The organism is Cytobacillus oceanisediminis (assembly GCF_003182355.1).
Classification (GTDB): domain Bacteria; phylum Bacillota; class Bacilli; order Bacillales; family Cytobacillaceae; genus Cytobacillus; species Cytobacillus oceanisediminis_A.
In genome coordinates, this window is sequence record NZ_QGTW01000004.1 from 166195 (window position 1) to 179853 (window position 13659).

The following is a 13659-nucleotide window of genomic DNA, read 5'->3' on the forward strand; positions in this document are numbered from 1 at the left end:
TCGGCCGATTCAGTCGACAGGTTTTTTATTTGGTTTGACTTAGGCAGTTTTCCTGGCCTTTTTATCTCAGCCTCCAAACCAGTTCAATCAAACGTTTGATTGAAGTACCCGCTTTTAATCAAACGTTTGATTAACTATTCTTCGACACTCCCCAGCCTTTTTCGCCATATTTCCCGAGCAATACTTCTTTATTAAAGGCTTGTTTTAATTTTTATTGCACTTTGTTAATTGGACGTAAAGGGCGAGACCCTCGATTTGCATTCGCATTTCCTTCGGGCGGTTTAATTGGGAGTATGCTCTTCAAATGTCCTGCGGGAGCGCGGATCAAATGGAGATACTCTGCAGGCTTAATGCTTGAGGAAGCTCCCGGGACGCCCGCGGAAATCGAGCTTCTGGAGCGGAAATCAGCAGGCCGGGTTAACAGAGCTTAATAAAAATGAAAAAAACGAATATCCGTTCGCATATTATTGGTTTGTTTTAGGCTCTTTGTGGTAGAATGATGATATGAGTTTTGAGTAAAAAACTGACAAATCAGCAGTGCATCCCGGCCTTCATTCATTTTATTGCTGATTTGTGTTTATAAATAGATATAGATATTTTTTGAACGGGAGGCTTTTAGGTGAAGGATCAATTCGAATTAGTCTCGAAGTATTCCCCGCAGGGTGACCAGCCGGGGGCCATTAAAAAAATCGTTGAAGGAATAAATTCCGGCAAGAAGCACCAGACACTTCTGGGAGCAACAGGTACAGGGAAAACCTTCACGATTTCAAATGTGATCAAAGAAGTAAACAAGCCAACGCTTGTGATTGCACACAACAAGACGCTGGCTGGCCAGCTGTACAGCGAGTTTAAAGACTTTTTCCCAAACAATGCTGTAGAATATTTTGTCAGCTACTATGACTATTATCAGCCGGAGGCGTATGTGCCGCAAACCGATACCTTTATAGAAAAAGACGCGAGTATAAATGATGAAATTGATAAGCTTCGCCACTCGGCTACTTCTTCCTTATTTGAGAGGAACGATGTCATCATCATTGCCAGTGTTTCCTGTATTTATGGCTTGGGTTCACCTGAGGAATACCGTGAGATGGTACTATCTCTCAGAACGGGCATGGAGATCGAGAGGAATCACCTTCTTCACAGGCTTGTAGATATCCAATATGAGCGCAACGATATTGATTTCCAGCGCGGAACCTTCCGGGTGCGAGGGGATGTAGTTGAAATATTCCCTGCATCACGGGATGAGCACTGTATTCGTGTAGAGTTTTTCGGAGATGAAATTGATCGGATCCGTGAAGTGGATGCCCTGACAGGCGAGATAATCGGAGAACGCGATCATGTCGCCATTTTCCCTGCCTCCCACTTCGTAACACGTGAAGAAAAAATGCGGATTGCGATTCAAAACATTGAAAAGGAATTGGAAGAACGCCTTGTTGAATTAAGAGAGAATGATAAGCTGCTTGAAGCAAAGCGTCTGGAGCAGCGGACCCGCTATGACCTTGAAATGATGAGGGAAATGGGCTTTTGTTCCGGCATTGAAAATTACTCGAGGCACCTGACGTTAAGGCCGCCTGGTTCAACTCCATATACGCTGCTGGATTATTTTCCGGAAGATTTCCTGATTGTGATTGATGAGTCACACGTAACACTTCCGCAAATCCGAGGCATGTATAATGGTGACCAGGCAAGAAAGTCTGTGCTGGTGGACCATGGCTTCCGTTTGCCGTCTGCCATGGATAACCGCCCGCTAACTTTCACCGAGTTTGAAAAGCATGTAAGCCAGGCTGTCTTTGTTTCTGCGACACCAGGTCCGTATGAGCTTGAGCACACCCCGGAAATGATCGAGCAGATTATCCGCCCAACCGGACTGCTTGATCCAACCATTGATGTCCGCCCGATTGAAGGGCAAATCGATGATCTTATTGGCGAAATCCAGGAGCGCATCCAGAAAAATGAACGCGTACTGGTTACAACCTTGACGAAGAAGATGTCAGAGGACTTAACTGATTATTTGAAGGAAATCGGCATTAAGGTCCAATATCTGCATTCAGAAGTTAAAACGCTTGAGCGGATTGAGATTATTCGTGAGCTGCGGCTTGGAAAATACGATGTCCTAGTCGGAATCAACCTTTTAAGAGAAGGGCTGGATATCCCGGAAGTATCGCTTGTTACCATTTTGGATGCTGATAAAGAAGGTTTCCTTCGTTCCGAACGGTCTCTCATTCAGACGATTGGGCGGGCTGCGCGTAATTCAAATGGCCATGTCATTATGTATGCCGACCGGATCACTGATAGCATGGAAAAAGCTATCAGTGAAACAAAGCGCCGGCGTTCCATTCAGGAAGAATACAATGAAAAGCACGGCATAACGCCAATGACTATACAAAAGGATATCCGCGACTCAATCCGTGCAACCCATGCGGCGGAAGAGCAGGAAGAATACCAGCCGTCAGCCAAGCTCGGCAAACTGAACAAGAAAGAGCGCGAAAAATTGATCGGCGATATGGAAAAGGAAATGAAGGAAGCGGCAAAAGCCCTCAATTTCGAAAGGGCTGCCGAGCTTCGTGACTTACTATTAGAGTTAAAAGCGGAAGGATGACGTAGAAATGGCGATGGATAAGCTGATTGTAAAGGGTGCCAGAGCCCATAATTTAAAAAATATCGATGTCACCATTCCGAGAGATAAGCTTGTAGTACTGACAGGACTTTCCGGTTCCGGGAAGTCTTCACTGGCTTTTGACACGATTTATGCAGAAGGGCAGCGCCGCTATGTTGAATCATTATCAGCATATGCACGCCAATTCCTGGGGCAAATGGATAAGCCTGACGTTGATGCCATTGAGGGGCTGTCTCCTGCGATTTCAATTGACCAAAAAACAACAAGCCGAAATCCGCGTTCCACAGTGGGAACGGTGACGGAAATCTATGATTATCTGCGATTATTATTCGCACGGGTAGGGCGTCCGACATGCCCGATCCATGATATCGAAATCTCCTCGCAGACCATTGAACAAATGGTGGACAGAATTATGGAATACCCGGAAAGAACAAAGCTTCAGGTTATGGCTCCGCTGGTATCCGGCAGAAAAGGCACCCATGTGAAGGTGCTTGAGGATATTAAAAAGCAGGGCTTTGTCCGTGTCCGTGTTGATGGAGAAATGATGGATCTCGGTGACGAGATAGAGCTGGAGAAAAATAAAAAACACTCTATTGAAGTAGTAATAGACCGAATTGTGGTAAAAGAAGGTGTAGCTCCGCGTCTCGCTGATTCAATGGAAACAGCCCTAAACCTTGGCAATGGCAAGGTGCTTGTCGATGTGATCGGCGAGGAAGAGCTATTATTCAGCGCAAACCATGCCTGCCCGCATTGCGGCTTTTCAATCGGGGAACTGGAGCCAAGAATGTTCTCATTTAACAGCCCGTTCGGCGCATGTCCAGAATGTGATGGGCTCGGTTCAAAGCTTGAAGTCGATGTAGACCTTGTTATCCCAAATAAGGAGCTATCTTTGAAGCAAAATGCGATTGCACCTTGGGAACCGACAAGCTCCCAATACTATCCTCAGCTATTGGAGGCTGTCTGCAATCACTATGGAATTGATATGGATATTCCTGTTAAGGATATCCCTGAACACTTACTTGAGAAGGTTTTATACGGATCTGGCAAGGACAATATCTATTTCCGTTATGAAAACGATTTTGGCCAGGTGAGGGAAAACTATATCCGCTTTGAAGGCGTAATCCGCAATGTAGAGCGCCGCTATAAGGAAACGAGCTCGGACTATATCCGGGAGCAAATGGAAAAATATATGGCGCAGCATCCGTGCCCTTCATGTAAAGGTTACCGCTTAAAGACGGAAAGCCTTGCAGTGCTGGTGTCCGGAAAGCATATCGGCCATGTAACGGCTTTTTCAATTGAAGAAGCATTCAGCTTTTTCGAAGACCTGGCTCTTTCTGAAAAAGAAATGAAGATTGCCAATCTTATTTTTCGTGAGATTAAAGAACGTCTTGGCTTCCTTATTAATGTCGGCCTTGATTACCTGACATTAAGCCGTGCAGCCGGAACTTTATCCGGGGGAGAGGCACAGCGGATCCGCTTGGCCACTCAGATTGGCTCACGGTTGACTGGTGTTCTTTATATACTGGACGAGCCATCTATTGGCTTGCACCAGCGTGATAATGACCGTTTGATTGATACGCTGAAAAATATGCGGGACATCGGCAATACCCTGATTGTTGTTGAACATGATGAAGATACCATGATTGCTGCAGATTATTTGATCGATGTTGGCCCTGGGGCCGGCGTTCATGGAGGCGAAATCGTCTCAGCGGGAACGCCTCAGGAGGTAATGGATGACCCTAACTCCCTGACAGGTCAATATCTGTCCGGGAAAAAATTCATTCCGCTGCCAATTGAGCGCCGGAAGAACGACGGCCGCTTTATCGAAATTAAAGGAGCCAAAGAGAACAACCTAAAGAATGTGAACGTCAAGTTTCCTCTAGGTTCTTTTATTTCTGTAACAGGCGTGTCAGGTTCCGGGAAGAGTACATTAATCAATGAAATTCTTCACAAGAGCCTTGCACAAAAGCTTCATAAAGCAAAAACGAAGCCTGGTGAGCATAAAGAAATTAAAGGTGTCGAGCATCTCGAAAAGGTAATAGATATAGATCAGTCGCCGATCGGGCGGACACCGCGTTCCAATCCGGCCACTTACACGGGAGTATTTGACGATATCAGAGATGTTTTCGCATCAACGAACGAAGCAAAGGTTCGCGGTTATAAGAAAGGCCGTTTCAGCTTTAACGTAAAAGGCGGACGCTGTGAAGCCTGCCGCGGAGACGGTATCATCAAAATTGAAATGCACTTCCTGCCTGACGTGTATGTGCCATGTGAAGTCTGCCATGGCAAGCGTTATAACAGGGAGACTCTTGAAGTGAAATACAAAGGGAAAAACATATCGGATATTCTTGCAATGACTGTCGAGGATGCATTGGAATTCTTCGAGAATATCCCTAAAATCCGCCGCAAGCTGCAAACCATTTTTGATGTCGGCCTTGGCTATATCACATTGGGGCAGCCGGCAACAACCTTGTCCGGAGGGGAAGCGCAGCGTGTTAAGCTTGCATCTGAGCTGCATCGCCGCTCAACCGGCCGTTCACTTTATATCCTCGATGAGCCGACAACCGGCCTCCATGTGGATGATATCTCAAGGTTGCTTGTCGTCCTGCAGCGTCTCGTAGAAAATGGAGACACCGTGCTGGTCATCGAACATAATTTGGATGTCATCAAGGCTGCCGACTATATTGTCGACCTTGGACCTGAAGGCGGAGACAAAGGCGGAACCATTTTAGCAGCCGGAACCCCTGAAAAAATTGCTGAAGTTCCGGAATCCTATACAGGCAAATACCTCAAACCAATATTGGAGAGAGACCGCCTCAGAATGAAACAGCAAATTGAAGAAAAAGAAGGCGTGACAAACGCCTAATATGGGGGAAGCAGTACCGATAGGGTGCTGCTTCTTTTTTATGGAGGAAAGATTACTTTTACAAAAACAGGGGTAAAGAAAATGAGCAAAACCAAGTCTGCAGCAATCATTAGTCTTGAATTGTGAACTTAGCAAATAAATCATGATTTTTAGGGAAGAAACGATCAAAACATGGGAATTAAGCTGTGGATTTAGCAAACAAATCCAGAAAACTCACGAACAAATTTATGGAATTAGCGAATAAGTTAGATTTATAAATAGAAAAAGTTCTGCTGAAGGAGAAATGTTTATCGGGAGCCATTCTACTATGTAAAAACCGGATACAAGGTTACTGTTTCGTAGTTTATCGGTCAATTTTAAATTAGAACCGGTCACATTTTCAATTTATCGGTCAGAATCCAGTTTTATCGGTCACTTTACACAATATATCGGTCAGAATTTCAATATATCGGTCACTTCGGGTCCTTTCAATATTTCAATAATTCCAATATGAAAATAAGGAAAACAGACGGGTAAACGAATATCATAGAATACCAACACTTACTTCAGCAAGACACAACCAAGAAAGGAATACACATATATGAGAAAAGCAATCTATCTATTAGCAGGAGTTCTCATACTGGGGTTAGCCGTCTATCTTTCAGTTACCTTTTTCGGGGAGGAGAAAAAAGCGGATAGCGGCAAGATGATTGTGGCTTTTGGCGATTCTCTTACCTACGGTTTTGGAGATGAAACGAAAGAGGGCTATATCGGCAGGCTTCAAAGTAAGCTAAGCAGGGCTTATCCAGATAAGACTTACGAAATAAAGAATTATGGTGTATACGGCTATAAATCATCGGATGTATTAAAGCAGGTGCTCAAGCCAAAAGTGGCGCAGGATCTTAAAGAAGCGGATATGTTCATCGTTTATATCGGAACGAATGATCTGCTGAAGAGCAATGGCGGAGATTTGTATCCACTCCACCATGAAAAGCTCGTTGAAGCCAAGGATGTGTACGAGGATAAACTTAATGGAATTCTTGAAACGCTGGAAACGGCCAATAATGACGCGCCTATTATTTTGCTGGGGCTTTACAATCCATATCCGGATGGCGATAAAATAGAAAAATACATTGATCATTGGAACGAGTCAATTCAGAAAACAGCAGAGCAAGATGAAAGCATCACCTATATTTCTACCAATGAGTTATTCAAAGGAAAAAACAAGAAGCAGTATTTCTCTGATTCTCTCCATCCGAACGGAAAAGGCTGTGAATTAATCGCTGACAAGATCCTGAACGAATACTCATTTAAGTGACCTCCTTCAAAAAAGGCCTTCTCATTCTCTCTTTTGATAAGACAATGTAATGTTCCAGCAAAAAGCATGTAAACAAGCTGCGTTATAATTGTAACTAAGGGAATTTTTAGATAAAGCCGGGAATAGAACGGGGAGGTCATTATGGAGGACTATTTAGCGAAATCATTAGATGAGTGGAAAGAAGATATTTCAGAGGTCTTGGATCAGATCAATAATGAGTATGAAGATGTAAAAAAAGAGCTGAAGGTTTATTCCTATAAATACGGAATTACGAAGCAGGTTATTCAATCAACAGTAAACGAAGAGATTATTGATAATATCCGTGAAATGTATCATAAGCCTTTCGAAGAAAAGTATAATGAACTGAAAGAGTACATACGTGATTTGGATGAAAAAAGAAAAGTGTTCCAAATGTTTGTGAACAAGATTGATGAAGTAAAACGAAAGGAAGCGCCGAGAACCGACCTGGCGGCAGCCTACAAATAAGCTTCAATGGATGAAACCGTCTTTGCAGAAAGGCGGTTTTTGTCGTTGACAAAAAACTCTGCGCCTTTTGGCCATAGAAGCCTAAGCCTGCAGATGTATTTTTTCAAAAACAGAGGTAAATATTTCTGTGGTTTCCTATAATGAAAGTGAGAAGAGGAAACTCCATTTGGGTTCATAAAAACGAAACTTTACCTGCTCCACATTCGTATTAGAGTAAAAAGGAGCTGAAGACAATGGAAACGAGAAAGGTCCTATCAGCGTTAAGCTATTTCAGTATTATGTTCGCCGGATTTATATTTCCGCTAATTGTGTTTTTTGCAACAGGAGATCCGGAAGTAAAGCGGCATGCGAAGAGTGCTTTCTTATCACATCTGATTCCGCTGGTTCCTGTTCCGTTTATTATTTTTGCGGCAGTGACCCAGTTTACAGTTAATGGCCAGGATATCCCGGTATTTTTTATGGCGGCTGTCGCAATTACAATCATTTTAAGTTTAATTGTACTAATCTGGAATATTATTAAAGGGGTAAAAGCCCTTATAGAAGAGTAGCAAATATAAATGAGGAGGAGCCGAAATGAAAGAGGAACGGAAACGCATACTGAAAATGGTAGAGGAAGGCAAGCTGACAGTTGACGAGGCTTTGACACTTTTGGAGCAGCTTGAAAAATCACACCAGACGATGGAACAGAAGCAGGAAGATCTTATTAAGGAGCTTTCGGCAGATGTGAAGTTTGAAGAAGCAAAGAAAGAAGATCCGTATAGTGCGAAGCAGCAAAGTGCCAAAGAAAAGATTATGGATTTCGTAGATTCTGCCTTAAAGAAAGTGAAGGATCTTGACCTTGATTTCAATTTTGGCAAAAGCGTTGAGATCTCGCATATTTTTCAGCATGCAGACACATACTTGAAGGATCTGGATATTGATGTCGCGAACGGAACGGTAAAGGTTATTCCGTGGGAGCAAAGCGATGTCCGTGTAGAATGCCATGCGAAGGTATATCGGGTAGACACCCAGGACGAAGCACGCAAAAACTTCCTGAAGGATGTTATTTTTGCCATTGAAGGGCAAAAGCTCCGTTTCTCCACCCAGCAAAAGTGGATGAAACTAAATGCTGTGATTTATATTCCGAAAGCAGAATATGAAAATGTGAAAATTCGCATGTTTAATGGACCGATTGAAGGTCAAAACTTATCAGTGGAGAACTTTAAAGCTAAAACCGCAAACGGAAAAATTACCGTCGGTGATTTGAACAGTAAATACGTTGAAGCAGAAACAGCAAACGGGCAGATTTCCATTCAAAGAAGCCGGATCGATCGTCTTGAAGCAGAAACGCTAAATGGTGCGATTTTAGCGGAGGGGGACTTTCAAAAGGCTGAGCTGCAATCTTTTAATGGCAATGTGACCTGTAAGGCTGAAAATGAACGATGCGAACGGATTGAAGTAAAAGCGGCAACCGGCAGCATTGATCTGTTTTTACCCGATTTTGCGGCTGTCAGCGGAGAGCTGAGAACCAATCTGGGCAGTTTTCATGTAGATATTGAGGGTATTGAAGTAATAGAAGAAAAGAGCGAAGTGATTCAAAAAATGATGCGCTTTAAGTCTGTAAAAGAAACGGATAGCGGACTTAAGCTATTGGCTGATTCGAAAACAGGGGCGATTACGTTAAAAAGATCATCATCCTGGTAATTTTTCAGCCGTCTGAATGCTTGCGCTTTAAGGATAGGAGGGAAGCTTTATGAATAAGCTTGTACGTTCACGAAACAACAGAAAAGTGGCTGGTGTATTAGGCGGTCTCTCTAAATCGATCGGCATAGACCCCACCATAACGAGGGTCATATTCATTGTCCTGCTATTTACGACAGGAGTATTTCCTATGGCTTTGATTTATGCACTATTGGTATTTGTGCTGCCGAACGAAGAGGTGTAAGCGATGAGATGGATTATAGGCATTTTAATTAACGCCATCCTCTTTGTTGCCATTGCGGGCTTTTTTGAGGATTCATTTTACTTGTCCGGGTTGGGCGCTGCCATCGGGGCCAGCTTCATGCTTTCAATTTTGAATATCCTTGTGAAGCCAATCCTGATCATATTAACATTGCCAGTCACAGTATTGACGCTCGGCCTGTTTCTGTTCGTCATCAATGCCGTCACATTAATGATCACAGATGGTTTCATGGGCGATTCCTTTGAAATTGCCGGGTTTGGAACTGCAATCCTGGTATCAGTCATAATGTCGATCGTCAACCTGGTTATCCAAAAAGCAGTATTAGAACCAGCGAAGGAAAAATAAAAACTCCCTCAGAATGGGAAGTTGCACATAAAATTAAAAAGCTGCACGCAAAACTGAAAATGTGGTTCATGAATTTCAAAAGCTGCACGCAAAAATCAGTGAAGTGCCGTATATCATTTAAAAATGACTTGAAAATACATCTGTAAACCGCTGAAAAGCGGGTGAATTGTGTAAGATGTTAGATTAATTTCGGAACATGTTAGATAAAATATAATACCTGCTATTTAAATATCGAAACATGTTAGATAAAACCAAAAGTATGTTAGCTAATTGCAAAACATTCCAGATAAAAACCGAAGCATTACCGGAACAAGATGTTCCCATCCTAAAAAAAGCCAGCACACCTTCGCGTGCTGGCTTTCTCCTTATTCAATGATAACCGCCTTATATCCATCATTCCGCAAATTCCCTTCGAGTTTTTCAGCTTCTTGCCTTTCCTCAAAAGTAACCTGCACTTTATATTGTTTGGGCCCGTCCGATTTTCTTTTTAAGCCATATTGTTCAGCAATTGCTTTTGCAATGGCTTGGGCGCATCGTTTTCGATAGACAGGTGTACGAAGAAGCGCAGCTTCTTCTTTGTTTGTCATAAACCCGCATTCCACAAGGACGGCGGTCATTTTCGTTTCCCGGAGGACATGAAAGTCTGCCGTTTTTATTCCGCGGTCGCGCAAACCGGTTAAGTGAATTAAATTCCGTTGTATTTTTTGTGCCAATTTCAGAGCTTCCTGCGGTCTGGAAGGGTGAATGTAAGTCTCGATACCACCGGCACTGTTCCAGGCGCCGGTTCCATAGGCATTGGCATGGATAGACACATAGCAGTCTACATTTAGCCGGTTTGCTAGATCGGTCCTTTCGGTCAAAGGCACATCCCGCTCATCCGAATGGGCAAGATAAACAGTCACATTTTGATAGTTTTCCAGCAGCTCCTTAGCAAGGCTTGCTGCAGATCGGTTAAACTCATATTCACGCATGCCATCGGGGCTTCTTTTTTCGGGAGTGCAGTATCCATGCCCGGCGTCCAGCATAATTTTCATTTTTACCGCTCCTTTCTAAACCAATTTTTTTATAAATGTCTTCACTTATATAATATGGACAAACCCTCTGAAAGGACATGGCTAAATAAAAAAAGGAGAAAACCCCCATGGGCCTTCTCCTATTTAGATGCGCGCTGCATCGTATGGACAAATTTATACCGATCGGCACGGTATGCTGATTTTACAAGCTCAAAAGGCGTACCATCCTGTAAAAATGAAGTTCTGACAATTAGAAGAACAGGGGAGCCTGTGTCGACTTGCAGATGCTTAACCTCTGTTTCTTTTGCAATGGAAGCTTCAATTTGCTGGGTCGCTTCACTGATTGTCAGCGCCAATTTTTCCTCAATATATTGATACAATGACTTGTTGATGATTTCTTCAGTCAGCCCTTTTACCAGATTGGCAGGGAGGTAGGTGGTTTCGAAAGCCATTGGCAGGTTATCAGCCAGGCGCACCCGCTTAATTTCATAAACAGGCGTATTTTCTTTAATGCCAAGCTTACGTGCAAGCTGCGGTTCAGCCGGGATAATTTCAAAGGAGATCAGGCGGCTGCTTGGCACCATGCCCCGTTCCTTCATATCCTCTGTAAAACTGGTTAAACCCTGCAGCTTCTGTTCAACCTTCTGCTTATTGACGAAGGTTCCTCGGCCTTTTTGCCTGTACAAAAAACCATCGTTCACCAGATTGTTCAAGGCCTGCCTGACAGTCATGCGGCTGATTTGGTACTGCTCGGCATACTCCCGTTCAGACGGAATCGCTTCATCAGGCTTTAAAATTCCGTTCTCAATTAAGTGTTTAATATACTCCTCTAATTGATGATAAATCGGAATGGGTGATTGTTTATCGATCATGGGAAATTCTCCTATCACTAGTTCTTAAGAATCCTGTACCAGTCTGAGCGCTTCTTCATCGGCAATGATTGTCACATTAGGATGAAGCTTCAGAGCAGAGGCGGGAAACTGCTCATCCGGTTCTCCATTTACTAAGCGTCTGATCGCTTCTGCCTTAGCTGAGCCTGATGCGAGCAAAACGATTTCTCTGCTATCAAGGATGGAGGCGATTCCCATTGTAATCGCATGGGCAGGAACCTCATCGATCGATTCGAAAAATCGTGCGTTTGCTTTTCGTGTACTTTCCGCAAGCTTAACAACGTGCGTTCGGCTTTTAAAAGAAGTGCCTGGCTCGTTGAAACCGATATGCCCGTTTTGGCCGATGCCCAGCAGCTGCAGATCAATATCTACAAGATCTTTAATCAGCTGTTCATAACGCAGGCATTCCTGGTTAATATCATCCGCCGTTCCATTGGGCAGGTTCGTGTTTTCAAGCGGAATATTAAGATGATTAAAAAGCTCGCTGTTCATAAAATATCGGTAGCTGTTAGGGTCGGAAGAAGGCAGGCCGATATATTCATCCAAATTAATTGTTGTGATTTTTTCATAAGAGGTGCCGTTTTCAATGTGATCTTTAATCAGCTCAGCGTAAACTCCTTTTGGCGTACTGCCGGTTGCCAGTCCTAAAGTCATTTCTGGATTGGAACGTATTTTTTCGATCATCAGCTGTGCCGCTTTATGGCTCAAATCCTCATAATGGGCTGCTCGAATAATCTTCAAGAAGACTTCACCCCACGTTCAAAAGCCTTTATTCCTCTGCAAAAGGTCATAGCCACCTCGAGATTTTCGTCGAGGATTACCAGGTCAGCATCCTTTCCTTCCGAGATGCTGCCTTTCCGGTCGTAGATGTTTAACTGTTTGGCCGGATTTCTGCTGGCAAGGCGGACAGCTTCCAATAAGGTGATATCCGTAAACTCAATCATATTCTTAATAGAATCTTTCATTTTTAAAATGCTGCCAGCCAGTGTGCCGTCTGCGAGCAAGGCCTGGCCATTTTCAACGGTGACATCCTGTCCGCCAAGATCATAATGGCCATTTTTCAGGCATTTGGCTCTCATCGAATCAGTAATTAAGATCATCCCATCGTGACCTTTGGCGTTGAGAGCGAGCTTGATCATTTCCGGTCGGACGTGAATGCCGTCTGCGATCATTTCTACGATCAGCTCTTTGAATAAAAGGGCAGCCCCTGCAACGCCTGGCTCCCGGTGATGCATGCCTCTCATGCCGTTAAAAAGGTGTGTCACATGCGTGGCGCCTGCTTTAACGGCTTCCTCCATTTCGGTAAAAATAGCATCGCTATGGCCGATTGAGGCAACGACGCCATTTTCACTTAAATAGCGGATAAACTCGTAGCCGTTCGCTTTTTCAGGCGCCAGCGTTATAAGTTTGATTGTATGGTTTGCAGCTTCCTGCCAGCGTTTGAAAAGCTCGATATCAGGTTCGAGAATATGGTTCCTCGGCTGGGCTCCGCCTCTTTTTTCATTAATAAACGGGCCTTCAAGATGGATACCGATGATTTCCGCTTTGCCTGGCGTATTTTGCTCTTTTTGATAGAGGGCTGCATTGGACAGCGCTGCCTCTATCTTTTCTTTTTCCTGGGTGATAGTGGTAGCCAGAAAGCTGGTTGTTCCTTCTGCCGGAAGTACGCTGGCCATTGTCGTGAGAGCTTCCTGTGTTGCGTCCATCGTATCCGATCCGCCTGCCCCGTGAATATGGACATCAATAAATCCCGGGCTGATAGTATGTTCCGCAGGAAGTTCCATGATTTTTGTATCCTGATTAATAGCAGGGAGTTCATCCAAGCTTCCCACTTTTATGATCTTTTCATTTTCTATTAAAATAAAACCGTTATTTAGAAGGTCGTTTTCTAGAATAATTTTTGCATTTTTTATAAGAAGACGGCTCATTTTGCTTCATCTCCGTTCAAGTCTTAGTATAGGGTTATCAGTATACCTTTATTATAAAAGGTTTGCATATAGATGTCTATACCAGTTGATATATATGTGCACTTGTTTGGGTTTGGTCTATACAACTAAAACAAAAAAGGCTAGAGAGCACCATATTAATGTGGCTTTCTAGCCTTTTTATTTGTTTCGCGGATAAATCATGATTTTTGCGGAAAACTCGAAAATATCGATTCCAATTGGCCCTGCCATAGCTATCCTTTTCTGCGGAGACACAG

The 13659-nt window shown here is 43.5% G+C and carries 12 protein-coding genes; 8 read left to right on the top strand and 4 right to left on the bottom strand.

Annotated elements, in window-relative coordinates; genetic code table 11:
* The first annotated feature begins 619 nt into the window (after positions 1-619).
* From uvrB to DFO73_RS09730, 8 genes are all read left to right on the top strand, one after another.
* Positions 620-2599 carry an excinuclease ABC subunit UvrB gene (uvrB, locus tag DFO73_RS09695; protein WP_110064586.1) on the top strand — a complete coding sequence of 660 codons (1980 nt, stop codon included), beginning with the start codon at positions 620-622 and terminating at the stop codon, positions 2597-2599.
* Positions 2600-2606: 7 nt separating this feature from the next.
* On the top strand, positions 2607-5483 hold the full coding sequence (gene uvrA, locus DFO73_RS09700; protein WP_110064587.1) for an excinuclease ABC subunit UvrA: 2877 nt from the start codon (positions 2607-2609) through the stop codon (positions 5481-5483).
* Positions 5484-6063: 580 nt separating this feature from the next.
* Positions 6064-6780 (top strand): DUF459 domain-containing protein, encoded by a 717-nt coding sequence (locus tag DFO73_RS09705; protein WP_110064588.1) that lies wholly within the window; start codon positions 6064-6066, stop codon positions 6778-6780.
* Between the two features lie 141 nt (positions 6781-6921).
* Positions 6922-7266 carry a hypothetical protein gene (locus DFO73_RS09710; RefSeq protein ID WP_110064589.1) on the top strand — a complete coding sequence of 115 codons (345 nt, stop codon included), beginning with the start codon at positions 6922-6924 and terminating at the stop codon, positions 7264-7266.
* A gap of 233 nt (positions 7267-7499) precedes the next feature.
* Complete coding sequence (locus DFO73_RS09715) at positions 7500-7814, top strand: DUF4870 domain-containing protein (protein ID WP_110064590.1); 315 nt, start codon at positions 7500-7502, stop codon at positions 7812-7814.
* Between the two features lie 25 nt (positions 7815-7839).
* Complete coding sequence (locus DFO73_RS09720; protein WP_110064591.1) at positions 7840-8949, top strand: DUF4097 family beta strand repeat-containing protein; 1110 nt, start codon at positions 7840-7842, stop codon at positions 8947-8949.
* Positions 8950-8998: 49 nt separating this feature from the next.
* A complete protein-coding gene (locus tag DFO73_RS09725) occupies positions 8999-9190 on the top strand; it encodes a PspC domain-containing protein (RefSeq protein WP_110064592.1) in 192 nt (63 codons plus the stop codon).
* Between the two features lie 3 nt (positions 9191-9193).
* On the top strand, positions 9194-9553 hold the full coding sequence (locus DFO73_RS09730) for a phage holin family protein (protein WP_110064593.1): 360 nt from the start codon (positions 9194-9196) through the stop codon (positions 9551-9553).
* 365 nt (positions 9554-9918) lie between these two features.
* Here the strand turns inward: DFO73_RS09730 and DFO73_RS09735 are convergent, their stop codons facing one another.
* From DFO73_RS09735 to nagA, 4 genes are all read right to left on the bottom strand, one after another.
* A complete protein-coding gene (locus DFO73_RS09735; protein WP_110064594.1) occupies positions 9919-10587 on the bottom strand; it encodes an N-acetylmuramoyl-L-alanine amidase in 669 nt (222 codons plus the stop codon).
* 119 nt (positions 10588-10706) lie between these two features.
* Positions 10707-11438, bottom strand: coding sequence for a GntR family transcriptional regulator (locus DFO73_RS09740; protein ID WP_110064595.1), 732 nt, complete (start codon positions 11436-11438; stop codon positions 10707-10709).
* A gap of 24 nt (positions 11439-11462) precedes the next feature.
* Positions 11463-12197: a glucosamine-6-phosphate deaminase gene (gene nagB / locus DFO73_RS09745; RefSeq protein ID WP_110064596.1), complete on the bottom strand. Its 735-nt coding sequence runs from the start codon at positions 12195-12197 to the stop codon at positions 11463-11465.
* Positions 12194-13384 (bottom strand): N-acetylglucosamine-6-phosphate deacetylase, encoded by a 1191-nt coding sequence (gene nagA, locus DFO73_RS09750; RefSeq protein WP_110064597.1) that lies wholly within the window; start codon positions 13382-13384, stop codon positions 12194-12196. Before nagA ends, nagB begins: the two co-directional genes overlap by 4 nt.
* Positions 13385-13659 lie beyond the last annotated feature (275 nt).